The organism is uncultured Eudoraea sp. (assembly GCF_947490415.1).
Classification (GTDB): domain Bacteria; phylum Bacteroidota; class Bacteroidia; order Flavobacteriales; family Flavobacteriaceae; genus Eudoraea.
This window is the reverse complement of record NZ_CANLGX010000003.1, coordinates 135,556-160,625: the sequence shown is the minus strand read 5'-3', so window position 1 is coordinate 160,625 and position 25,070 is coordinate 135,556. Positions and strand designations below refer to the sequence as shown.

20 protein-coding genes are annotated in these 25,070 nt (G+C 38.0%); 13 read left to right on the top strand and 7 right to left on the bottom strand.

The genetic code is table 11. The annotated features are described in order from the left end of the window. Positions 1–41: 41 nt before the first annotated feature. The 3 genes from Q0874_RS08955 to Q0874_RS08945 all read right to left on the bottom strand — a co-directional run bounded on the left by Q0874_RS08955 (position 42) and on the right by Q0874_RS08945 (position 3,003). Positions 42–557: a hypothetical protein gene (locus Q0874_RS08955; protein ID WP_299162047.1), complete on the bottom strand. Its 516-nt coding sequence runs from the start codon at positions 555–557 to the stop codon at positions 42–44. A gap of 629 nt (positions 558–1,186) precedes the next feature. Beyond that, complete coding sequence (locus Q0874_RS08950; protein WP_299162045.1) at positions 1,187–1,876, bottom strand: hypothetical protein; 690 nt, start codon at positions 1,874–1,876, stop codon at positions 1,187–1,189. Between the two features lie 332 nt (positions 1,877–2,208). Next, entirely contained in the window at positions 2,209–3,003 is a 795-nt protein-coding gene (locus tag Q0874_RS08945) for a DUF6090 family protein (protein ID WP_299162043.1), read from the bottom strand. Positions 3,004–3,138: 135 nt separating this feature from the next. Here Q0874_RS08945 and Q0874_RS08940 point away from each other — a divergent pair, with 135 nt between their 5' ends. Beyond that, positions 3,139–3,660, top strand: a complete 522-nt coding sequence (locus Q0874_RS08940; RefSeq protein ID WP_299162041.1) for a nuclear transport factor 2 family protein — start codon at positions 3,139–3,141, stop codon at positions 3,658–3,660. A 502-nt stretch (positions 3,661–4,162) separates the two neighbouring features. Here Q0874_RS08940 and Q0874_RS08935 read toward each other — a convergent pair. Continuing rightward, positions 4,163–5,107: an MBL fold metallo-hydrolase gene (locus Q0874_RS08935; RefSeq protein ID WP_299162039.1), complete on the bottom strand. Its 945-nt coding sequence runs from the start codon at positions 5,105–5,107 to the stop codon at positions 4,163–4,165. Between the two features lie 193 nt (positions 5,108–5,300). Here Q0874_RS08935 and Q0874_RS08930 point away from each other — a divergent pair, with 193 nt between their 5' ends. Both Q0874_RS08930 and Q0874_RS08925 read left to right on the top strand, forming a co-directional pair. Further along, a complete protein-coding gene (locus Q0874_RS08930; RefSeq protein ID WP_299162037.1) occupies positions 5,301–6,434 on the top strand; it encodes a DUF819 family protein in 1,134 nt (377 codons plus the stop codon). Positions 6,435–6,656: 222 nt separating this feature from the next. Continuing rightward, positions 6,657–7,199 (top strand): hypothetical protein, encoded by a 543-nt coding sequence (locus Q0874_RS08925; RefSeq protein ID WP_299162035.1) that lies wholly within the window; start codon positions 6,657–6,659, stop codon positions 7,197–7,199. Positions 7,200–7,223: 24 nt separating this feature from the next. On the opposite strand, the gene Q0874_RS08920 is transcribed toward Q0874_RS08925, so the two are convergent. Both Q0874_RS08920 and Q0874_RS08915 read right to left on the bottom strand, forming a co-directional pair. After that, positions 7,224–9,446 carry a molybdopterin cofactor-binding domain-containing protein gene (locus Q0874_RS08920; RefSeq protein ID WP_299162033.1) on the bottom strand — a complete coding sequence of 741 codons (2,223 nt, stop codon included), beginning with the start codon at positions 9,444–9,446 and terminating at the stop codon, positions 7,224–7,226. Beyond that, the gene (locus Q0874_RS08915; RefSeq protein ID WP_299162031.1) at positions 9,430–9,930 is read right to left on the bottom strand and encodes a (2Fe-2S)-binding protein; all 501 of its coding nucleotides are present in this window, start codon (positions 9,928–9,930) and stop codon (positions 9,430–9,432) included. Before Q0874_RS08915 ends, Q0874_RS08920 begins: the two co-directional genes overlap by 17 nt. Before the next feature lie 233 nt (positions 9,931–10,163). On the opposite strand from Q0874_RS08915, the gene Q0874_RS08910 reads away from it, so the two are divergent. Beyond that, positions 10,164–10,961 (top strand): DUF6090 family protein, encoded by a 798-nt coding sequence (locus Q0874_RS08910; RefSeq protein ID WP_299162029.1) that lies wholly within the window; start codon positions 10,164–10,166, stop codon positions 10,959–10,961. Positions 10,962–11,132: 171 nt separating this feature from the next. On the opposite strand, the gene Q0874_RS08905 is transcribed toward Q0874_RS08910, so the two are convergent. Further along, entirely contained in the window at positions 11,133–11,882 is a 750-nt protein-coding gene (locus Q0874_RS08905; RefSeq protein WP_299162027.1) for a PepSY-like domain-containing protein, read from the bottom strand. 398 nt (positions 11,883–12,280) lie between these two features. Here Q0874_RS08905 and Q0874_RS08900 point away from each other — a divergent pair, with 398 nt between their 5' ends. From Q0874_RS08900 to Q0874_RS08860, 9 genes are all read left to right on the top strand, one after another. Beyond that, entirely contained in the window at positions 12,281–14,737 is a 2,457-nt protein-coding gene (locus Q0874_RS08900) for a hypothetical protein (RefSeq protein WP_299162025.1), read from the top strand. Between the two features lie 164 nt (positions 14,738–14,901). Then, the gene (locus Q0874_RS08895) at positions 14,902–16,674 is read left to right on the top strand and encodes a tetratricopeptide repeat protein (protein ID WP_299162023.1); all 1,773 of its coding nucleotides are present in this window, start codon (positions 14,902–14,904) and stop codon (positions 16,672–16,674) included. A 158-nt stretch (positions 16,675–16,832) separates the two neighbouring features. Beyond that, positions 16,833–17,210, top strand: a complete 378-nt coding sequence (locus Q0874_RS08890) for a hypothetical protein (protein WP_299162021.1) — start codon at positions 16,833–16,835, stop codon at positions 17,208–17,210. 209 nt (positions 17,211–17,419) lie between these two features. Continuing rightward, the gene (locus tag Q0874_RS08885) at positions 17,420–18,994 is read left to right on the top strand and encodes a hypothetical protein (protein WP_299162019.1); all 1,575 of its coding nucleotides are present in this window, start codon (positions 17,420–17,422) and stop codon (positions 18,992–18,994) included. 531 nt (positions 18,995–19,525) lie between these two features. Next, positions 19,526–19,981: a hypothetical protein gene (locus tag Q0874_RS08880; RefSeq protein WP_299162017.1), complete on the top strand. Its 456-nt coding sequence runs from the start codon at positions 19,526–19,528 to the stop codon at positions 19,979–19,981. Positions 19,982–20,125: 144 nt separating this feature from the next. Further along, a complete protein-coding gene (locus Q0874_RS08875; protein WP_299162016.1) occupies positions 20,126–21,010 on the top strand; it encodes a hypothetical protein in 885 nt (294 codons plus the stop codon). 141 nt (positions 21,011–21,151) lie between these two features. Next, complete coding sequence (locus Q0874_RS08870; RefSeq protein ID WP_299162015.1) at positions 21,152–22,387, top strand: aminotransferase class V-fold PLP-dependent enzyme; 1,236 nt, start codon at positions 21,152–21,154, stop codon at positions 22,385–22,387. Between the two features lie 82 nt (positions 22,388–22,469). Beyond that, complete coding sequence (locus Q0874_RS08865; RefSeq protein WP_299162013.1) at positions 22,470–24,164, top strand: aryl-sulfate sulfotransferase; 1,695 nt, start codon at positions 22,470–22,472, stop codon at positions 24,162–24,164. A 108-nt stretch (positions 24,165–24,272) separates the two neighbouring features. Then, the gene (locus tag Q0874_RS08860) at positions 24,273–25,040 is read left to right on the top strand and encodes an SDR family oxidoreductase (protein WP_299162011.1); all 768 of its coding nucleotides are present in this window, start codon (positions 24,273–24,275) and stop codon (positions 25,038–25,040) included. The last annotated feature ends 30 nt before the right edge of the window (positions 25,041–25,070 follow it).

Below are 25,070 nucleotides of genomic sequence, written 5' to 3'. Positions count from 1 at the left end.
TGTGGGAAGTGCTGTGAAATATTCTATAAATTAAATCGAGGTTAGTTTTTTATACCTGTAAAAGTAACAGTATTACCGTTCCATTGAAAAGTACAATTGAAAGTCCTGTTATGCATATTGAATCCACTAAGAAAATGGTGTTCATCTTGGTTATGTGCACTATCCAAATGTCTAGTCCAATCTGTGCTACCTGAATTCATATGATTCATACCATCTCCTGACATCATCCCTTCGCCATGTCCATGTCCGTACAAATTGGAATAATCGTTTCCGGTTAAACAAACCATAATATTTTCATAGTGTTCAAAATAATCTAACATCATTATAACATCAATATTTTCACCAAAACAATGGAATTCCAATTGATTTCCTTTCATTTTAATTTCTCCAATAATTTCATTATTTGGTACTTGGGATGATTTATTAATTAAACTTTCACTTTCTAATGACCCAATGTATGTTCCTTCAATAGAACTAAGTTCGATATCATCACCTTTATTACATCCGGTGAATGATAAAATTGTAAATACAACAAATAATAATTTTAATTTGATCATGACGTATGAATTCTAATATTCATCAAAGATTATTCTACCAATAATGAAATCAAATGACAATGGTCATAATATTGATATTTTGGATTTAAATAGAACTTTCTATTCCTTCCAACCCCAAAAAGGTACATGGTCATATTGAGGATGACTTTTTCTTACTAGATTTTTTGGTTTCAATCCTAAATCTATAAACTCATATACATTCAGAAGAACAATCTATTAAAATTAGATAGTAAAGTGAGTTCGTGAACTCATTAAACAAGCTAACAGTTTGGTGCTTTTAACATCTGTGGGAAGTGCTGTAAAAAGTCTGGCTATAAGAGCCAAACAAAGAAGAAAACCAAGGAGAAAAGAATCAACCATCAACTTTATCAAGAAGTATAAACGTCCAATTGTGTTATTGGAACAAGGGTATAAAGGATCTCACGTTCGTAAGATCTGTAATTTGAATAAAAACACTATTACTAAGATCAAGAAATTCATTCAACCTCAACTTCAAGAAATATAAAATTGAAACCAATTGATATGCGCCCCGCGTACTTTGCTAGAAGCACTGAAGTATTTGTCTCGAAATATTATTTCAAATAGCTCAGTTCGCATATTCATTTTAGTGTTTGTTGACGATGGTTATTTTAAGGGGCTGAATTAAATATTGAATCTGTCAATGACTCCCACCAAAATGAATTACTTATATAATCATTTAGAATGAGCAGTAATATGTTTGTGATAAAGACAAACACATAGCTTACATAGATTTTTTTCTCTTTCACATAGTCTTTTATTACTAGTAAAAGCAGGATTAAAGAAATTATAACATTTGCCGGGTCATTGAAATATAAATCGATCCCATTTGCTTCAAATACATTATTTAGCAATCTTGCCAACGCAGGAGGGAGTGCCCAAAAGGCAGTTGTGACCATCCAGCGAGCATGAACCTGAACATTTTTAGAATTTACAATTGCCATGCAAACCGAAATTGCAAATCCAGCAGTATTTGTGACATCAAACAAAATTATTTTCCGTACTACTTCAGCTGCAAACGGGCCGTTATAAAAATGAGGAATCATCAAGATTGCAGAAGCAATTACACCGCCCGCAAGTATCAGGCTGAGCATACCTAATTTTCTATGTAGCTGGACGTTTTTTTTACTGTAAAGGTATGGTTGGATTATAAGTAGGATAAACCATAGAGTAGCTGTAATGCCATGAATATGAAGTCTAAATGGTACTTGCATAGGTTTGGCTAAATAAGAAGGCCAAAAACCAGCAAGAACTATTACAAGTATTACGCTAAGCCAAATGTGAATCTTATTAAGTTTCATATATTCGAATTATTGTTAACAAGGTACTTAAATATTTTATTCCAATAATTTATATTCAATTAGACTTACCAAGTAAGTAATCCTATATCATAAATTATAAGTTACTGTTTAGTTCTATCTGCATCTGTTGGAAGTGCTGTAAAAAGGGGTGGTTATTCGAACGGAATAAAGTAAAAGCCCCATGTCCCACAAAATCTTCGTTTTGAAGGACTTTCCTAAGCATTGACATGATAATGATTTTTTTCACTCGCGTTTTTCACGGTGAAATTGTTAGCACAATACCATGACAGATGCTTTTGTGGGTGAGGAACTTTATTAGCCTTTTGTTATTTTCATTTAGTATTCAAAGCAGGTAGATTTTCAATACCGCTATTCCCAATATTAGCAAGTGAATCGACACCGTTAACAACCCTTTCAAGCCTTTTATAGTTTCTAATAACTCGAGAGGCGTGTTCAATAGATTCCACCAATAAATTTGCAAATTCATTATTCCTAAGAATTTTATTATAATCCGTTTCATTTTGCATTAAAGGGATATCTTTTAATTGTGAGTTACCAATTCCTTTTAATCGGATAGCACTACGATTAATATACTTATTTAGGAATGGGCTGAGTTTATCATCGACGAACTTAACTTGGAGTTCTTCAAAAAGGCTAAGAAACTCTTGGTCAGATTTTAATTGTGCAAGGGCATTTCTCAATTCTTCCGAGGAAATAAGTTTTAGTTCACCGGATCCGATAAGTGCATCATAAATTGAGGTCGGTGTACCAGACAACCAACGTGAGGTAATCCTATCTATATCTTTATCAAGCCTATCAATATTCATTTCCTGTATTGGAGATTGCATTTCCATTAGCAAATTTTTAGCCGAAAGAATACTATTCTCTTGTTGTTCTGTGCCTCTGGCAAAGAGAAATCTTCTTAATTTCAACTCTTCTGAAAGAGCTTTCAGGATTCTTTTTTCTTCCATGTAATTCAATCTCTTTTCATTCCAATTGTTTACTTGCAACGCAATCAGAATTCCAATCACCACTAGTACAATTTCCCCTATGGCATACCTCATGTATTTTAAAGGCTTGTTATTGTCTGCCATTTTTTTACGGATTTTACGAAAGAAGTTGATCATTGGAAGTGGTTGGTTGGTGGTTACCTTAACAAGGTACTGAAATATTTTATTCCACTAATTTGTATTCAATTAGACTTACCAAGTAAGTAATACTATATCTTTATAATCAACTAATAACCAATTAAATATAAAATTATGAAAGCAAAAATAACATTTGCGCTGATTACGATATTCGGAATTGTAATTATAGGATGTAAACAAAAAGAAGAAAAAGTTGTAGTTGAAGAAGTGAAAATTGACCTTTTAAACGATGAATTTCCAGATGCAAAACAAGAGGTAAAACTCACTATGGACAGTATTGCCCAAAGTGTAAAAGATTATGACATTGACAGACTAATATCCTTCCATGCTTATGGTCCTAAGTTCACTGAATTTAAAAATGGAGAACCTAGAAATGGTGGAGCGGAAAATGAAGAATTTGAAAGAGGTGTTTTCGGCTCGGTCACTGAAGTTGTGAAATTTGATATGAACGATTTGAAAGTAGATGTTTATGGTGATGCCGCTAATGTTACCCTTCACTCTGATTTTCATTTGAAATTTGATAAAGATCTCGCAGTGGTGAACGAACAAATATCTTTGTTATTTCTTAAAACTAAAAATGGTTGGAGAATAGTCCATGAACATCATTCGCCCTTAAATATGGAAAAAAAAGAATAACGTACTACAGCAACCTCTATGTAAATTGGCTTTTTAAGCACAAGCCATTAAAGCTTGTGCTTTTTTAATACATTTATACTATCCGCAAAGATTGTGCAAATCAAAAAGCTGCTTTTCAAATAGAAGTCCTTTAGAGAATATAAAAGCAGAAATATTTTATTCCAATAATTTGTATTTAATTAGGCTTCCCAGGTAAGTAATACTATATCATAAATTGTTAGTTACCGTTTGGTGCTTTACACATTTGAAATTATAGCTGTAATTAAATATGACATATTTAAAATAGTGTTCCCACTATATTTCTCGTAACCAACAACTATCTTTTCCTTTCAAGCCCGAAAAGGTGCATTATCATATCGAGGATGTCTTTTTTCTTACTGGATTTTGGTTTCAATCCCGAATCTATAAACTTTTAAACATTCAGAAGAACAATCCATTACAATTAGATAGGATAGTGAGTTCGTGAACTCATTAAATAACCTAACCATTGGTGCTTTTAACATCATAACGAAATACATGCAAGATCTTCTGCCACGATAATTGTTCCGTTAAATTTTGATCCCACAAGCCTTACTGTGGTATTTATATCATAAAGACTAAATTGATTAGCTCGCTTATCAGTAGCATCTAATTTCATTAAGTGACTTAAAACCACCCGCTGAATACCAGATTCCTCGGCTACTGTCCCCACTTTGCCTGGTTTCGCATGCAGGTTTGTAAATGGTTTGTCAGCTTCTTCAGAAATGGCCAAATGCAATACCAGAAGGTCTGAACCTTTAACAAAATTGACAAAATCTGGGCTATCAAGCGTTTGATCTGCTCCAAAAACAATGCTCTTATGGTCTATGGTTACTTTATAGGCCAAAGTAGGTTTATTGGCATGGTTTACCCCAATTGCAATTACCTCGAGCAGTTCATCCTTATAGACCGTTGTTATAGAATCTTTTTGTGGAAAAACTTCAATAGCATTGATTCTGGTAAAAGCATCAATAGGGGCTGCCATATCATTTATAGCGGAAAGGAATCCTTTGATTCCGTCAGATCCTTGGCCTTCCGGGCCGGAAACGTTTAATGGAGTCGGCCTGCTTGAAAAAATGTCGGACCAAAGCAAGGCCGGCAGCTCAGAGGCATGATCTGGATGAAAATGACTTATGCCCAGAAACTTAATATCTCTAATATGCACCCCTGCTTGTTGTAATCTTAGATAAGTGCCCCCTCCGGCATCTATCATCACCACAGGACGGCCATTAAACCAAACCAGATATCCGGTTGAAGCCCTGACGTCTCCGGCAGCAGGGCCACCAGAGCCCAGAATCTGGAGCGTAAGGCCTGTTTTATCACATGGGGTATTAGTTTCAACTGAGTCCTGTTCCGGTTCAATTTTTGGATTCGTATTGCAACCAATAGACAACAATAATAAAAATAGAAGTATCAGAAAGTTTTTCATAACAGAAGAATTTGTTTGCTATAAGAAGAAATATTTGACCTATTCACCTGGGTACAAGAGTTTATTATTTTTTACTCTAAGCTCATAGCACCAATAAAGATAGCGAAACATATATATTTCAAAGTATTAACCTATATACTGGTGAAAAACAATCCAGGGAAGAAGCGTATCATTATTTTGATATCTTTAACCAATGAGCTTTATCGAAAATCCTGTTTATGTTTTAGGGGTATTGTGTTTAATGGTGATCCTTGCAGATTATATTTCTAAAACCAAAATTGGCAAAAAATTGGGTGCCGCTTTATTGGTAATACTTTTTACGGCAGTAGTAGCTAACCTGGGATTAATTCCTTCAGCTTCAAATTCTATTCCTTTATATGATGGTATTTTTACCTATTTAGCCCCTATTTCTATATTTTACCTATTGTTGGGGGTTAATCTTAATTCCATAAAGAAGGCCGGGGCTCCAATGATTATCCTGTTTTTAATAGGCTCGTTGGCTACCACCCTGGGAGTGCTTATAGCCTGGTATCTGATTTCACCGCAGGACATACTTGGAGAAGATGGTAAAATTATTGCTGGTATGTTAACAGGAACCTATACAGGAGGTAGTGTCAACTTTAATGCGGTGGCCCTGGAGTTTGATTTTCAGGAACGAGGTATTCTGTATGCCGGTACCATTGCGGTTGACAATGTAATTACTACCATATGGATTATCGTCACCATCTCCTTCCCTGCCATATTAAGAACATTCTGGAAAGATAAAAAGGTACAAACAGCTGCACCAACATTAGCTGCAGAGGATAAAGAACATCTTAATTTTCATTCGCTAATCTGGTTGCTTTTTCTGGGTATTTTCGCATATTATATATCTGAATTAATAACTAACTTTTTCCCTCAAATTCCTTCAATTTTAACGCTTTCTACTATTGGGATTCTACTTGCGCAAACCCGTTTTGTTCAAGGTTTAAAGGGAAACCATTTCCTTGGTTTGTACCTGGTATACATATTTCTGGCGGTAATTGGGGCATATTGTGAAATTAGTTCGGTTATAGAACTTAAGGAGGTGGGGCTTACTTTATTGATATTTGCTTCAATTGCTGTATTTCTGCATGGGATCCTTGTAATTCTATTAGGCAGTTTCATTTACCGTGACTGGGAGATGATTTCGATAGTAAGTCAGGCTAATATTGGTGGAGGCACTACAGCCATAGCTCTTGCTGAAACCTTTGACAGAAATGAGCTCATCTTGCCTGCCATCCTTGTTGGAACCTTAGGCAATGCACTTGGTACTTATTTAGGTTTTCTGGTGGTATACATATTGTGATAATCAATATGGCAGCAATTCATGGTCCTAATTTTGATCTACGTAAAATGCGATTGATGGCCTTTTATTTTTGATAATTACAAAGTAATTTTAAGATCATTCTACCTCTAAAATTGGTTTTAATAGTATTTTGACTACAAAATTCAACAGTTGACCACATATTTTTTTTTAATTCCACAAAGTTTACCTCCTTTACGGTCCCTAATCTTAAAATGAATTACAATGAAACCTGAATTTCTATTATCCTTTGTGTTTATGACGGCTACCTTATTCGCCTCAGCAAAATGCGACAACACGTATTCTTCAGCGTCTTATGCTTTAAACCACACAAAGAAATCTATTAGCTCAAAGAATTTTGATCACCAAAAATATTATGCCTATAAGGCTCTGGAAGCTTTGGAAAAAGTAAAAAACCAGATAGAAGTATGTGGTTGTGATAAAGCTATGGATCCTATTTTAGATGGGATTGAAAATTTGGAGAAAGCCTCGGACCCTAAAGATTTTGAAATGGGAAGGTATTACACCAAAAAGGCTTTTTCTGATATACAAACCCTAATTAGCCAGCTAGATATTTACACTCAGGGTATTGAGCAGACTTTCGATAGTTCGAATTTCTCAATAGACCAGGACAGCTCTGAGGAAAAGGCATTACTTTCTGAATTAGCCGCAATTAAAAGCCAGAAAATTAAGCTCGCTGTAGAGCAGGCGCGACTTCTTGAGCGACAAAAAGCTATAGAAAAGCAGATAAATAGAACGGGGTCCTAAGTAAAATATCCTTTATAGATTATATCAGCCTAAGATCTTTGAATCAGCCTTTAATTCATGATTTTTCACCGGTAGCTCGCGAATCCGAATCCCAGTTGCATTAAAAATTGCATTAGCTAATGCCGGGGCAATACCCGGGGTACTGGGTTCACCTGCCCCTCCTGGCCAGTTGTCGCTTGTAACGATATAGGTTTCAATTTTAGGAGACTCGTGCATACGTACCATCTGGTAATCATGAAAATTACTCTGCTTTACGGCCCCGTTTTCGATGGTTATTTCGCCATACAAAGCAGCCGTAAGACCGAAAACAATACCGCTTTCCATTTGTGCAGTAAAACCGTCGGGGTGAAACGCATAACCAGGATCAGCCACACAAACAACCCGATGCACCTTCAGTTGGTCATCAACTATTTCTATCTCGGCAACCTGGGCCACAATGGTACCAAAAGATTGGTGAAGGGATATACCCCTGCCCCATCTAGCCGGAAGGGCTTCTCCCCAATTGGCTTTCTCAGCAGCCAGGTCCAGCACCTTTAAAAATCGGGGTGCATTGGTAAGATGATCCCGCCTAAACTGATAAGGGTCTTTATTGGCTTTAAACGCCAGCTCATCCATAAAGGACTCAGTGAAAAAAGCGTGCATGGAAGAATCTACACTTCGCCAATATCCCCAGGGCACATGTGTTTCACTATTCGTATAATGAATAAATTGATTTTCAACCCCATAAGGAATGTGCGGGGCTTCTTCCGGGTCGTGCTTAAATACAAACTGATTGTTCCACGCGCTTATTTGACCTTTATCATTAAGGCTCGCTTTAAAGCGACTGATATTGGCTTCCCTGTAATGATCCTGTCTGATGTCATCTTCACGAGACCAGATTAGCTTAACCGGATAGTCTACCTCCTTGGCAATCAAGGCTGCCTGAATGGCAACGTCGGGCACTGATCTTCGACCAAATCCCCCACCCAGATATTGGTTATGTACCAATACTTTCTCTGTGTCCATATCCAGCACTTCGGCTACACTGTTTGCAAATCCTAAGGGATTCTGACTTCCCACCCAGATCTCGCATCCATCTTCTTTTACCAAAGCAGTGCAATTCATGGGTTCCATTGTAGCATGGGCAAGATAAGGTACCCTGTATTCCGCCTGTATTACATTGGTAGCTTCTTTAAAAATGTCCTTTATGCTTCCTTTTTTAACATCTTTTTCTTCATTCCCCTCCGCAATGGCGGAATCCATATCCCTTAAATACTTATCATAAATATCATTCAGGCCTACGGTATCGTGATCACTTTTGTCAAACTCAATGGGTAATGTGTTTATCGCCTTTTTTGCCAGCCAATAGCCATCTGCAATTACGGCTATGGCTCCTTCAAGATTCACAATTTTGTGCACCCCGGGCATATCCTTAATAGCACTTGCCTCCAAAGGCTTTGCCTTGGCTCCAAAAACAGGAGATGCCTTGATGGCAGCATATTTCATATTTGGGAGGACAACATCAATTCCAAAATTTGCCGTTCCATCTACCTTAGAAGGAATATCGAACCGCGGTGGCGAGGTTCCCATTATGGTAAATTCTTCTGATGTCTTAAGACGGGGTTTGGCCGGTTGAGATAAATTCGCAGCTTTTACTACAAAACTTGCGAAAGGTGCCATTCTATTGCTCGCCGGGTGCGAAATAGTACTGTTTTTAACTACTAATTCCTCTGCAGCGACTTCCCATTCCTCTGAAGCGGCCTCCAGTAAAACGGATCTTGCGGCGGCTCCTGCCACGCGCATGGCAAACATACCCGTAAAACGAACAGAAGAACTGCCCCCGGTCATTTGAAGACTGATTTGTTTAGTGGCCGTTAAAAAAAAGCCATCAACCGTTCCTATAAGTATAGAAGGGATATCTTTTGGTCCCATAAGAAACCCTTTCCCCATGGCGTAATTCGCATATTCTTTATTGCCCGGAGCTTCTAACATCTTGATATTTTTCCAATCCGCATCCATTTCGTCGGCAAGCATCATTGGCAAGGTGGTATGGACCCCCTGACCCATTTCGGCATGAGGAACAATAACCGTAATGGTGTTATCTGCATTAACTTTCAGCCAGATATTGAGTACGGTATCTCCTTCTCCGGCAATTAAATCCTTGACTTTATCCGCACGATTTCCGGGTCTGATGGCCACCCCAATTATCAGGGCACCCCCGCTCAATACTCCGGTTGTAATAAAAGCCCGTCTAGTCCACTTCCCCATTGTTCCCTTTTATTGTATTTGAAGCTGCCGCCAATGTAGCAGCAGCTCTTTTGATTCCTTTTCGTACTCTTGGATAGGTGCCACATCGGCAAATATTGCCACTCATAGCCTCGTCTATATCCTTGTCGGTTGGAGACGTATTGTTGGTCAATAAGGCATGGACAGACATGATTTGACCGGATTGACAATATCCGCATTGAGGAACTTGTTCCTCAATCCATATTTCTTGTATGATATGCCATTCGTTATCGTTAGGCGCAATACCTTCTATTGTGGTTATTTCTTTATCTATAGCCTGCTGTACCGGGGTAAGACATGATCGAATTGGTTGTCCATCCAGATGGACTGTACAGGCTCCGCATTGTCCTATTCCACATCCAAACTTTGTTCCTGTCAACTCAAGCTGTTCCCGGATGACCCATAATAAAGGGGTAGCAGGGTCAACATCCACTTCAAGTATTCTATTGTTTATATTTAACTTCATTAATTAATTTAAATTAACATTTCTAGTCCATTCAATTTTGCCTTAGGCTTTTCTAAATCTACATATAATAATTGAAAATGAAGTTTTACTATATTAAAATATGTGCCCGGAAGATATGATGGTTGTGTCGTTTTGCACTTCTTTAAAATTAATCCTCATTCAGCGTTTTCCTAGTGAAAATTTTAAAAGATAATTGAGTACCTTGGTGAGGTAACTTCCAGCCACTACATTATATGATCAAATTCTTTCAAAAAATCCGCCGGCAGCATTTGGCTAAAAATACTCCTGACAGACGGGCAGGCAAAACGGGAAAGTATCTCATTTATGCCTTGGGGGAAATTGTTCTTGTCGTCATAGGAATATTAATTGCATTGCAGATCAATAATTGGAATGAGGATAGGAAGGCGATCATCAGTGAAAGAAGTCGCATAAATTCTATTCATCAGGATTTAAACAGAGATTTGAATAAAATTGAGGCCATTATTGAGCAATTAACCAATCAATATACCACTGGTTTAGAGGTGCTCAAAATTCTTGAAAATAAAGAGTCTGTTATTTTAGATTCGGCCAGGTTAACAACCAATATTGCCTGGGTTTTGTCGGGTATAATTCCTGCAGACCGAGATGAGAATACCTGGGATGGATTAAAGGTACAGGGCATCAAAACTTTCCTTATAAATGATACGCTAACCGTGCAGTTAAATGCATTTTATACCCGTTTTGACGGGCAGATTGAACGGTTTAACCAGTTGCCAAAAAAAATACGACAGGAACTGCGGGAACTTACAGGAAACTGCCATAATTCAGAAAGCGTTAAAACTATTTTTGAAACGGGAATAGAAAATTATGGTGAATCTTCTTCCCAATTGCGCCATTGCATTATATCAATAGAGAAAATCCCTGAGCTTGTAGGTGCCATAGCCGTTTCAGCGATTGTGAATATAAAATTATACGAAGAACTAAAAAATAAGGGAGAAGCTATTAATTCTTATTTAGAAAACCAATTTAAATTCCTTAGCGATAAGCCTTAATACCGGTGAAGCATTTGTTTTTAAAAGCAATTTTACTACCAAACGTATAATGTTTGCAAATAAAAGGACCACTCCCTTTTAAAACAATGGAGCCCGCCATAGGCAGACTCCTTCTAGTTTAGTTTTTAGCTGTCAAGGACAACCAGCCTTTATCAATTAATCTCAGTCGAATTAATCATCAACAGAAAGGAAATTTCCTTCGGCATCGAAATAGACCTCAAGGCCATTGCTCATAGTCACTTCATATTCTCCTTCGTCTTCTACTTCTGCACGCACAATTGTAAGTTCAGGGTACATTTCTTCCAGGTATGCTAAAGCCGTATCCGGCAATTGGGCAGGGTCTATAGCCTCACCGTCATCATGGCCATCTTCTTCATCCCAATCATAATCTCCATCACCGTCCTGATCGTTTTCATCAACACCAATGCCTAAAAATCCACCGTTGACATCAAAAATTAAAACGACATCATCATTTAAAGTAACTTCGTAATGATCATTGTTTTCAATAGATGCTTCCTCTATGCCTATCTGCGGATAATTCATCTCTATATACTCTAAAATAGCTGGTAATAGGGTTGCAATATCTACCTCAAAGTCGTCAAAATCACCATTCTCCTCACTATCGTCATCAATACCCAAAAAGTTGCCATTAGCATCAAAAATAAGTTCGGTGCCGTCACTCAACTCAACCTCAAAATTACCATTATCTTCTTCTTCCGCCTCGTCGATAGTGCGTTCGGGAAATTCCCTGGCCACAAAATCCAAAATCTCCATAGGTAAATCGCCTACTTTAACTTTAGCATCCGCTTTTAAGGCTATACCTTCAGGTAAAGCATTAGAGATATCCTCATTGTCTTTGCTGCAAGACACCATAGCTAATACACTTAATACGGTTAGTGATATTTTTTTTATCGTTTTCATTTTTAAATTGTTTGAAGGTTTAAATTCATTTTTCATTTGGGGGTAATCATGTTGTTGTTTCATAGACATAATAAATTTTACTAAGATTTGGGTTTATTTAATCCTTGTGTTAGATTATATAACAACTCCCTTTAAAAAAACCCTACCACAAATCGTTAAACAACTAATTTTAGGCATCTTTGATAAGCTTACAACGAAACTTACACACTTGTTTTGTTGCTGTAAAGTATATATAAAAACTGTTCGGGTGTTTAATTTGTGGAATGGAATTTTATATAAGGACCTACCTTCCTTGAGCCAGGCGTTAATATGTTACCCAATACGCATAGACCCCCATAGAATCTTGTTTCTGTAAACTTTCGGATTGTATATCTAACCTAAGGTTGTTATATTTGATAATGAAAAAAATATGCTATCTCCTCTTACTTTCGGCGCTCTTTTCGGGCGGACTTCTTGGACAAAGCAGCACATCGATAAAAGAAGCTTACGAATCCTATTTTGAACTTCCCAGGGAATCAATATTCCTGCACTTGAACAAGAGCACCTATGTGGTTGGGGAAGAGCTCTGGTTTAGTGCTTACGCATACGACAGGAAGAACGGACTGCCCTTTACCCAGACTACGAACCTTAATGTAGTATTGTACAATGAACAAGGGAAGCCCATAGAAGATCGGTTGTTCATGGCCGTTAACGGATTTGCCAGGGGGAATATCAGTATAGACTCTACGTACACAAGCGGAGACTACTTTATAAAAGCCTCCACCAATTGGATGAGGAATTTTTCTGAGGATGATTCTTTTATCCAGAAGATACAGATCATTAACGGCAGCGTAGAGCTCAAGGAACTGGAAGATACAAAATACGACCTCCAATTATTACCGGAAGGAGGCCATCTTGTTCAAGGCGTAGAAAGCGTCATAGGTGTAAAACTGATTGACAGCGATGGCCGTGGAGTAGTGTTTGAAAAAGGTAGTCTTATTGATGATAGTGGCAGAAATGTTATGGATTTCAAGGGGAACGCATTCGGAATGGCTAGTTTTCCTGTTCAACCCAATAGTGGAAACTATAAGGTGCGCATAAATTTTGGGAACAATAAGGAAATAACGGCTCCTCTACCTCAGGTATCAGAAACCGGCATTGTCCTTAGGGTGGTCAACAACTATAGTGGCACTGATATCTTATTAGGGGTAAACACTAATAAAGAAACCTTGAAGGACATTAAAACGAAAAAATTCAGGCTTTTGGTGCATAAGGATGGTGACATCATAGAGGCCAGGACTATCGTCTTTGACGATGTGGAAAAAGAGAACGTCCTCTCTATAAGCCGGGAGCAACTCTTTCCAGGGGTAAACACGGTAACCCTTTTTGATGAAGAAAACAGACCCATTGCAGAGCGCCTCTTCTTTAACCATTTCGGGGTAAATGTGATGGAAGCCGAGGTGCGTCTTTCGGGGAAAATGAAGGATTCCCTGGTCATCGATGTTGGGATCTTATCAGAGCGCTTAACTAGCGGGAAACTAAGTATTTCGGTACTCCCTTCCAAGACAAGGGCTTACAACCAGAAAGTCAATGTTTTTTCTGAATTTCTTCTAAAACCATACGTAAGAGGCTATGTAGAGAACCCGGCCTATTATTTCAGGGGATTCGATCCTAAAAAAAGTTTCGATCTGGACTTGTTGCTATTGACACAGGGATGGAGCAGGTACGAATGGAAGAATATCTTCAACCGTGCGCCTGTCATCAACTTCCCTTATGAAAACGGTCTAACCCTCAAAGGAAGTATCATGGGCGCAGACTTAAGAAAATTCCCTTCCTTTTACATAGAAGATTCAAAATATCACGACTCCAGAGCAGTGCTATTGGAAAACTCCGACTTCGAGATTCCTAACTTACTTGTGGAGAAGAACGAAGAAGTGCAGATAAAACTGATCCGGGAAAATGGAAAACCATCATCACGCAGATTATCCGCTAAAATTGTTCCTGACTCAAACCCAAGCCTTTTGAGACCAAGTGAATTGACCACTCCCAATAATTATGCTTCTGAACTACCGGAATTAGACTACAAATTAGAGAACAAAACCATCTTTTTAGATGAGGTAGAAGTAGTAGAACAAAAACAAAAATTTTCAAATATAATTGGAAAGGATGAAATTGTTGTGGATCAGCAAGTGGTAAACATGTATCCCAGGGTAACTGATTTTTTACGAGTTAAGGGCTATAATATAAAGGAGAGTTTGGGCGCTGTAAAGATATCCAGCAGAAGAAGCCTTGGTGGTGCACCACCTGTAATATATTTGGACGGCACACGTTTGGTGGCCGAAACTTCAGCATCATCATCTCCTCCTCCATCACAAGCACAAGGTAATGGTTTTGGTGGTAGTGTTAAAACCCCGGATACACCTGTAGCCGATCCTTTTCAGGAATCAGGTAGTTTTAGTTTTCTTTACGAACTTTATACAGCAGAGATAGATCGTATTGAGGTCAATCCAAGGCCCGATGTCACTGAAGGTGTAAATGGAGCTGGTGGAGTGATCAAAATATGGACCAGAAGGACACCGCTTGTCCCTACCGATGCCACAGCTATGAATAAAAGTTTTATTGATACAACCCATGGTTTTGATGTTCCAAAAAAGTATTATACGCCAAAATATATTTATACCAATTCCCTTTTTGAATATACAGGGACCATCCACTGGGAACCACAATTGGAATTCAACAATACTGGAAAAACCACATTTAATATTGCAGATACCGGAACGGAAAATATCTCACTCTATATAGAGGGTATGGCAGAAGACGGTAGCCTGATTTCTACCATTAAAACGATCATGAAATCTGAGAAGAGCAATCCTTGATCGTTAATTTTTCCAAACTTCAAAACTTAAATTCCAGGAGCAAAAGACACACTCAAAATCATTTGAAATTTTGTAACTTTAAGGGTCCCGCTAACTATTTAGAACTCTTTAAACTTTGCAATGCCTTATGTGGTAGAAAATAATGATTTAGCATTTTATATCTTGTGAAATTCAAGGACTATCTTAACGAATTACAACGCAGGCATGTCGTAAAAGCAGGAGTTGCCTATTTGGTAATTGCCTGGTTGATTGTACAGGTACTCTCTGTAATGATACCTGCATTTGATCTTGGTCAGGGTTTCTTGAAAATCTCAATCATAATTTTGTCCATCGGATTTCCCATATGGCTCATTATTGCATGGATATATGACTTTACCCCGGAAGGCATAAAGAAGACGGAAGATATGGTTTTCGATGCCAAGGTATTGGCCAAAAAGAATGTACGTCTTAATCGTGTAATTATTGGTGCGCTTTCTATTGCACTTATTTTGTTGATAGTCAATCAGTTGCGCATGGCAGAAACTATGGAAAAACAAGTGATGACAGCCTCTATGTTACCTGATTTCACTTCTTCCATTGCCGTATTGGCGTTTGATGATATGAGTCCCAACAAAGACCAGGAGTACTTTTCTGATGGTATTAGTGAAGAGATATTGAATCATCTGACCAAATATAAAGAACTGAAGGTGATCAGCCGTACCTCGTCTTTTGCCTACAAAGGAAAGGATGTTACGATTAATATGATAGGTGAAGAATTGGATGTCGCCTATGTTCTGGAGGGTAGTGTACGCAAATCTGGAGACACTTTTCGGACCACGGTACAGTTGATTGATACCAAGGATGGCACACACCTATGGTCAGAAACCTTTGATCGTAAAATTGAGGATGCCCTATTTACACAAGACGAGATTGCCAGTCTTGTGGCAAAACGACTAAAACTAACCTTACTCAGGGAAAATGTGCGTTTGCGCAAAGTAGACCCCAGAGCTTATGAGATGTACCTGAATGGAAGAATAAACCTGGCTTTCCAGACTCCAAAAGGAATCGATGTTGCCGAACAATATTTTTTAAAATCGGTGGAGATAGATCCTCTATTTGCTCCAGCTTTTGCGGGATTGTCGGGAATTTGGATAGTCAAAAAACAACTGAATATGGTTTCTCCGGAGTTAGCCGATCCCAAAATGGAAGAATACCTGGCAAAGGCATTTGAACTTGATAGTGCCGATGCTGAGGTCTGGCGTTGGCAGGCAAGCAAATTGGCAAACACGGATTTTAAATGGAAGGCCAGTAATAATGCTATGGAAAAGTGTCTTAAATTAAATCCGAATTTTTCGGAAGCCAGAGCCTTTTACGCACATTTTTTAATGATCCAAAATAGATGGGATGAAGCCTGGGAACAAATGAATAGAGCTGTGGAGCTTGACCCTTTTAGTCCTTTAGTACAAAATTTTCGTGGTATTTTGTTACTCCATCAGGGCAGATATGATGAATACCTGAGCATATTTGAACCCCTGAACATTTCAGCACTCGGCCATACAGGTCTTTTGATATCTTATTCCTTAACAAAACAGTATGATAAAGCCATTGAACATTTGAAAAAGATAATTAAAACAAAAGGTCAAGAAGATAAAAACAAAATAGAGGAAATAATTAAAATACTGGATGAAACGTATAAAAGTACTGGTTTTAGGGCAGCTTTAAATGTTACTGCGGAAGCCTTGGGGAAAATCAGTGACTCGCACCACCTGTGGTCAGGTCAAATTATGCTACTATACCTTATGGCCGAAAACAAGGAGAAAGTACTGTATTGGTTGGAAAAATTATATATAAGAAAAAACCCTAATCTTCCTTATTATGCCATTATAGGACCCCTCACTAAACGCTACCAGAATGAACCACGTTATATAGAAATTATGGAAAGGATAAATCTCAGGTAGAACAAAGATAAACCTTACCTAAATAAGAAATAAAAATAGAAAGAACACAAACAATATAAATGGGATAAGGCTTTATAAACCAGAACACCACGCCTAACCCACCGTTCTCGGCAAAAAGAAATTAATTAAAATAGTTTAACATTTAAAAAAGTAGAATTATGAAAATCAACAAAGAAGACATGCCAATTGTCATGCAAACCCCTGATTCTATTATGCGCAATATAACCGGTTATGGAGGAATGACTGTTGCTTTTAATGAAATCCCCAAAGGAACCGACTTTACACCTTTGCTTCAGGGACTAAAAAATAATAGCTGCCATTGCCCGCATTGGGGCTACATTTTTGAGGGCGCAATACGCCTGGTTTATGATGATAAATCTGAAGAAATTGTCAAAACAGGTGATGTTTTTTACTGGCCTGCGGGACATACCGCCATTGTTGAAGAAGATGTGAAAATAATTGATTTTAGCCCTGAGAAGGAGTTCGGTGAAGTGATGGAACATATAGGTATGAAAATGGCGGAACTGGGAGAATAAATTAAAATAATTTGGCGCTAATAAAAGTTATTATTGTATAGGGAAGTTGGATTCAAGGAATTAATGAATAGCTATCTTAGCAAAAGCTAACATTCTTCATTACTACAGCATTATGGATCCTGAAGAAGCTCCTGAAGTCTTCCATAACCGACGCTTTATTTCAGAGGGTGAGGAAGTATCTGGTGAATAAAAGTTAACTTTGAATTAAAGTGAATTTAAAAAAATACATAGCAGAACTCAAAAGACGTAATGTATTTAAACCGGCTATAGCCTATTTAGTAGTTGCCTGGTTAATTACTGAAGTGGCTTCTATAGTTCTTCCAACTTTTGGTGCTCCGCCTTTTATCTTGAAAACCTTGATTTTTTCTCTGATCATAGGCTTTCCGCTCTATTTAATTATCGCCTGGGTATATGAATTCACTCCTAAAGGAATTAAGAAAACTGAAAATACTGAAGTAGCGGCTTCGTTACCACCAAAATCAAACCAGTGGTTTGACAAAAACATTAAAAAACTTGCGGTATTACCCTTTCGAAATATCAGTCCGGAAAATGGCAGCAATTATTTTAGTGATGGTCTTACCGAGGAAATTATTATGCGTTTATCCGGAATCAAGGAGCTTGAGATAGCTTCCAGAAACACTTCCATGAGGTATAGAAATTCGGATTTGGATATTGAATCATTGGGAAAGGAATTGAAAGCGAAATACCTGTTGCAAGGCGCTGTGCGCAAGCATAAGGATGATTTAAGAATTTCGACAGAATTAATAGATGTCGAAAAAGATGCTGAACTTTGGGCCGAAATTTACAGTGGTAAGATGGCAGATGTTTTTGATATTCAGGAAAAGGTATCTAAGAAGATTGTAAAGTCTTTACAACTAAAGCTTACTCCTAAAGAAAAAGTGGCTATTAGTGAAAGTTCAACTATGAATAGCGAGGCGTTTGATACTTACTTAAAAGCCCGTGAATTTCTATTTCGATATACAAAGAGCTATCTCCTTTTAGCTATAGATCTTTTTCAAAGCGCAATTGATCTGGATCCTGAATATGCTGCAGCTTATGCTGGTATGAGTGAAGCTTACGCCATGTTATATGAAACACATGACAAAAATATCTCATGGCTTGAAAAGGCAGAAGGATCAGCCTTGAAAGCACTAATCTATGATCCTAACTCCTCGGAGGCTTATGGCGCTCTTGGGTTAGCTTACTACAATAAAAATTTACTAAACGAAGCATTGATAGCCGTTCAAAAAGCGATATCATTTGACCCTGATAATTTTTTTGCCTATTGGATTAGAGGCCGACTCTATAGAATACAGGACAGAGATTCTGAAGCTGTAGTTGATTATAATAAAGCATTAGATCTTAACCGAGATTTCCATACAGCTTATGGTGATTTGCAGATGTCTTATGAAAAATTAAAAGATAAAGTTGGGTTAGAGGATACTATTCAGCGGGCAGCAATATTTTACCCTGGATATCTGAAACGGAACCCTACTGACGCCCGTGCCCACCAATTTTATGCTTTTACATTAAAAAGGTTAGGTAATTTAAAAGAAGCAAAAATAGAAATGAAAAAGGCTCTTGAACTAAGCCCTAATGACTTAATTATTATTTATAATCTTGCTTGTTTTAATGCCTTATTAGGTGAAAAAGCTGCGGCAATAAAAATTCTTAAAAAAGCAATTGATAATGGATATGGAAATTTTGAATATATCAAACACGACCCTGATTTATATTGCTTACAAACGGAGACAGATTTCATTAAACTTATGCAAGGCAAATAACTGGTTTAAATTAAACCTCCGAAAGTACGGACGGCTTTATGGCATTTCGCTACTGAAAATGAATTTTAAATAATATTATAGTAATGGTAAATAATGTGAAGGTCTAATTTCTTAGTCATCTACAAGCACCTGAATAATTCTACAGATAAAACACTATCCTGATACGATAAATGCCAACCACTTCTGCAACTAATCAAATTCTTTCTTGATCAAAACAGGACGGAGCGTTAAAAAAACATTCAGTGAATGTTTTAGTAAACTGGCCAGCCGCTACGCAGGAGTAATACAAAATAATATACCGGTAGTCCCGGTAGTTTCTCCTTTGTAATACTATGGAGAAAGAACCATTGGGTTCGAATTCTTGAAAATATAATTAGTAAAGACCAAAACGATTTTTAGGCGAATATACGCGTGGCTTGAATATCTATAAGCATTTAATAATAGGTTTTTATCAATAATCTTGGCAATAATTGCCAGAATTTAGAGTTAAAGGATCATCTTAACAATGTTTAAAACTAAAAAACCAACAAAATGTTTAAAAAAATTTTATTTGCAGCCCTATTACTTGTTTCTGTAATAGAAATAAAGGCCCAAACCTTTGAGTACAGAATTGTCACGAGTATTGAATCGGTAGTTCCAATGGGACTTGGAAGGTCCAGGATTATTTCCGCCCAGGAAGATAAGGATTATACGGAATACACCTCATCCAGAACAGAAGAAAATAATAAGCAGAATAAATCAAAACGAGGCGACGCCAAGGTGGATAATTTTGATGAAACTAAAATTCTCAATTTCTACAGTGCAACAGGTATTAATTTTCAAAATGTTGCTTCAAATGACGCCTTACTTTCATCAAAGGTCAATACTATGATTACACAAGGATGGGAATTGACATTCGTAACAAGTGGCGTTGAAAGTGACTCAGGGAAAGGTGATGGAACAGGTATCTTTATTACCCGATTCATCTTTAAAAGATTAAAGTCGTAAGTATACCTTAAACTTGATCAATTACATAAGATAAAGTAAAGATTTATTTTATATTTAAGAATAAAAAAACCGCCACAATCTAGTGTGGCGGTTTTTTTATTTCGTGATAATTGTTTAGTATTAATCTATTACTCTTTTTACAATATGCCATATATACTTAAAAACAAAAATCTGGAAATTCATATTGACCTGCCTGAGGAGAATTATACCTTTTCAAGATTTGACTGGACAGGAAAAATTGTGGAAGTAAAATTTCAAAACATTAATTTATCCGGTGTTGAGCGAACTGATTGTGAAAATGAGCATTATTTTGGAAAAGGATTTTATAATGAATTCGGAATTGATTCGGCATTAGGGTTTAATGAGACTGATATAGGTGGTTGGTTTCACAAAATAGGCGTGGGTTTATTAAAAAAAGATGAGAATCAATATCTGTTTAGTAAAAATTACGATATTAAACCAGCAGCGTTTAATACTGTTATTGAATCAAATAAAATTTTAATTAACTGTTTATCAGAAAATATCAACGGCTATTCGTATTTATTGAAAAAAGAGGTCGAATTGCATGAAAGTAATTTTACAATCAAATACTACTTAGAAAATAAGGGTGAAAAAGATATTTGTACGAACGAATACGGGCACAATTTTATAGCAATAAATAAAGAACTTGTGGGGAATAATTATGTATTAAAATTTCCATTTCAATTAAAGCCTAAAAAATTTGGGGAAACTGTTAATCCTGAACGAAAAGTTGATATAGGGCAAAATGAAATTAAATTCAATAGTTCGCCCAATGAGCAATTCTATTTTAGCAACCTCTCCGGAAATGAAAATGTTGATGCAGAATGGGAATTAATAAACCGTAACCAGAATATTGGAATTACTGAAACCGGAAGTTTTAAAACAAATAAAATAAATCTTTGGGGATGTAGTCATGTGGTTAGTCCTGAGTTATATTTTAATATATTTATTAAACCTGGCCAATCAGTGGCATGGTCCAGGACGTATAAGGTGTATAATTTAAAATAAATCCAGACGTCTGCTAATTCGAGTTACCCCTGACATTTGGAAGGGCAGGTAAAATGGGCAACTACCTGAAATATGCTTTTGACGAAAAAGTATTGGCCTGTTGCTTAACTTGTTATGAACACTAATGTAAGAATGATATTTATGAAACTTGATTTACAATTTGTACGCTCACAATTTCCGGCTTTTTCTGAACCCGCCCTGGAGGGATGGGCCTTTTTTGAAAATGCGGGAGGATCCTATCCTTGTATACAGTTTATTAGCCGGTTGACCGACTTTTATATGAAAAACAAGGTGCAGCCTTACTATCCCTATCCTTCTTCAATGCGGGCGGGAGAATTGATGGACCTTTCGTATAAGAGAATGGCTGATTATTTGAATGTTGAAGCTTCAGAAATTCATTTCGGTCCATCTACCACCCAAAATGTTTACGTTTTGGCCAATGCCATGCGGCCCATGTGGGAGGACGGGGATGAAATCATTGTTTCTTGCCAGGATCATGAAGCCAATGCAGGCGCATGGAGGAGATTAGCAGAACGAGGAATTAAAATTGTAGAGTGGCATGTAGATTCGGAAACGGGATTGTTGAGCTTAGAAGCATTGGAAGCTTTGTTTTCTGGCCGAACAAAAATGGTGGCTTTTCCGCATTGTTCTAATGTAATTGGCCATATAAATCCGGTTAAGGAAATTAGCACCCTGGCTCATAAACATGGTGCCCTGTCTGTTGTGGATGGCGTAGGTCTTGCACCCCATGGATTTCCGGATTTAAAAGATCTGGGCGCAGATATTTATCTTTTTTCATTGTACAAAACCTTTGGCCCTCATCTGGGGTTGATGTATGTGAATAAAGAGCTGATTGGCAAGATGGAAAACCAATCTCATTTTTTCAAAGAAGGCATAAGCCGAAGTATGCTGACTCCTGCAGGACCAGATCATGCGCAAATTGCCGCTGCCGGCGGAATATTAGATTATTTTGATGCGCTTTATGAACATCATTTTGAAGAGGAAGCAAAACCAGCTCAAAGAAATAAAGCATTAAATAAATTATTCCAGGAGCATGAAAAAGCCCTGATGGAGCGGCTACTTGATTTTTTAAGAACTCGTGATGATATTAAAATAGTAGGTCCTGATAGTGCAGAAAGAAGGGCACCAATTATTTCTATTATTCCTAAAAATAAAAACCTTAAAAAGGTATATGCAAACCTAACAGAACACAAATTGATGCTTGGCATGGGTACTTTTTATGCGGTGCGACCTTTTATGGATATGGATATTCCTTTACAACCCGGTGTAATAAGAATTTCTTTTTTGCATTATACCAGGATGGAGGAAATTAATCAGCTGATCGCGGGTTTAAAAGTTGCGCTGGATGATATATAGCTATAATTGAAGGCAGTAGGAGAATCCTTAAAAACATAGTATCTTACCGTATAAATTTATCCGTCAAAACTCAATGAAATTCATGTATGCAACCAACCAGGTCAAGGATGACCTAAATTATTATCTGCCGATTCTCCGTAATTTGAAGCTTAACAGATTTGCCCTAATGGCAGCTTTAGGTATTCTGACCCTTCTAAGCTGTGCGGGTCCTCCGGTGGCCACAAATGTGCAACTAGTACCAAATCCGAATAAAAATGCCCCATTGGCAGGAATTCTGACCTTTACTTCAGATCGTCCGGTAAGTACTACTCTAACTATTGATGATGGGGTGACGCGGCAAATTGTTCAGCCTGAAGATTCCTTAAAAACAAATCATCAGGTTTTGGTCCTGGGACTGAAACCAGGTAAACTGCATCAGATTACCGCAACACTAAAAGATAAAAATGGCAGGGAACTTGTCCTGGATTCGCTTTCTATTGAAACCCCTCCATTGCCAGACGATTTTCCTTCGCTGGAATTGGTACAGGAGAAAACCGGTGAGATGGAGCCCGGTATAACGATGTTCACTGTGTTTCGGTGGAAAGAACCATTTGATGATGATTCGGACTGGGGATATGCCATAGCGGTAAATGAAGCCGGGGAAGTAGTTTGGTACCTGAAAACAGATCATTGGCTTGATGAAGTTCGCAGAAAACATAATGGAAACCTGATATTCGGAGGCGTGGACGACGGACGTCTTTTTGAGGCAGATATGCTGGGTAATATTGTTCAGGAATGGTATTCTTCAGGTGCAATAACCAAACCCATAACAGAGGAAAGTATTGCTGTAGATACGGATATGTTTCATCATGATGTGATAGAACTTGCCTCCGGTAATTTCCTGGGACTGGGACTGGAGGTGCGTTCACTTGAGGATTTCCCGGTGGAGTATCCCCCTTCTGAGAAAAAACAAACTGCTGATGTCGCCGGCGATGTCATCATTGAGTTCGCTCCGGATGGCAGAACAGTTCGCAAATGGTCTTTGGTAGACATTCTCGACCCCAGGCGGCTGGGCGAGGGTTCCTTAAGAGGAGACCACTACTATGATATTTATAAAGAAATTTATGATCCCCTGCCCTATGATATTACACACTGCAATGCTATTTATTACATTGAGGAGGAAGATGCGGTATTGGTCTCCTCCAATTTCCAATGTGCCATTTATAAAATAGATATGAAAACCGGGGCCTTAAAATGGATTCTCGGTGATCCGACCGGTTGGGAGAAACCCTGGTCCGATAAGCTCCTGCAGCCTAAGGGGGACTTCATCTGGCCCTGCCACCAGCACGGATTGGAAATGACCCCCCAGGGCACACTTCTTTTATTCGACAACGGAGGGGCTCGCTTTATACCCCCAAATCCGCCAATGCCGGAGGAAGATCGTTTTAGTAGAGCATTGGAATTACGGGTAGATGAAGTTGCCGGAACCGTGGAAGAGGTATGGACCTATGGCCCTGAAAAGGAACGATTTGTATCCCCTTTTATAAGTGATGCCGACTACCTCTCAAACACCGGCAATGTTTTGATAACCGATGGCGGACGTTTTAAGGATAAGGAAGGAAATTTGATGCCAACATTCGGGGGCCATCAATGGGCCCGGATCCTGGAAGTAACGAAAAAACCCTCTACTGAAAAGATCTGGGAATTACATATTTATGATCCCGAAATCCGTTATTCGGTATACAGGGCACAACGATTTTACAGCCTGTACCCCAATAAGGATCGCCCAACAGGATAAATAGATTTTAGGGGTAATATACTTAACACTAGTAAATAGGCGCTATTAGATATAGTCCATAAATTTTTAACACACGCCAAAAACAGTATCAACTTAAAAATTTAAATCATGACATCAACTAAATTATTTGACCTTACAGGAAACGTAGCGGTAATTACCGGGGGAAATGGAGGTATTGGACGGAGTATAGCAATCGGATTGGCACAGGCAGGGGCATCCGTGGCTATATTTGGACGTAACGATGCAAAAAACAAAGCGACCCTTTCGGAGCTAAAGGAAATTGGAGTTCCTGCAATGGCTTTAAAAATTGACATCACAAAACGAACTGAACTGGCGCCTGCCATAAAGAAAGTGGAACAGGAGTTAGGAAGTATTAGCATCCTGGTAAATAACGCTGGTATTGCTGTATTAAGTGGAGGTATTCTTAATGAAACAGAAGAAGAATGGGATGGCTTAATTGAGGTACAACTTAACGCCGTATTTTTATTATCTAAACTGGTTGCAAAATCTATGGTTGAAAATAAAAGAGGAAAAATAATAAACATTGGTAGCATGTATTCTTTCTTTGGGTCCAGTTTTGCCCCATCCTACAGTACCGCAAAAGGAGCTGTGATTCAATTAACCAAATCAATGGCAATAGAATTGGCTCCATACAATATTCAGGTTAATGCCATTGCACCAGGTTGGTTTGTAACTGATATGACCGCTGCGGTTCAAACTATGCCCCTTAATGATGAAATAATTATGAGAACACCCGCCGGACGTTGGGGAAAACCCGAAGAATTAGTCGGTGCAGCCGTGTTCCTGGCTTCAAAAGCTTCTGATTTTGTAACCGGTGAAACCATTCGTGTGGATGGTGGTTATGCTATTCGGTGAACATTCAGATACCAGATTCAAATCTTGAAG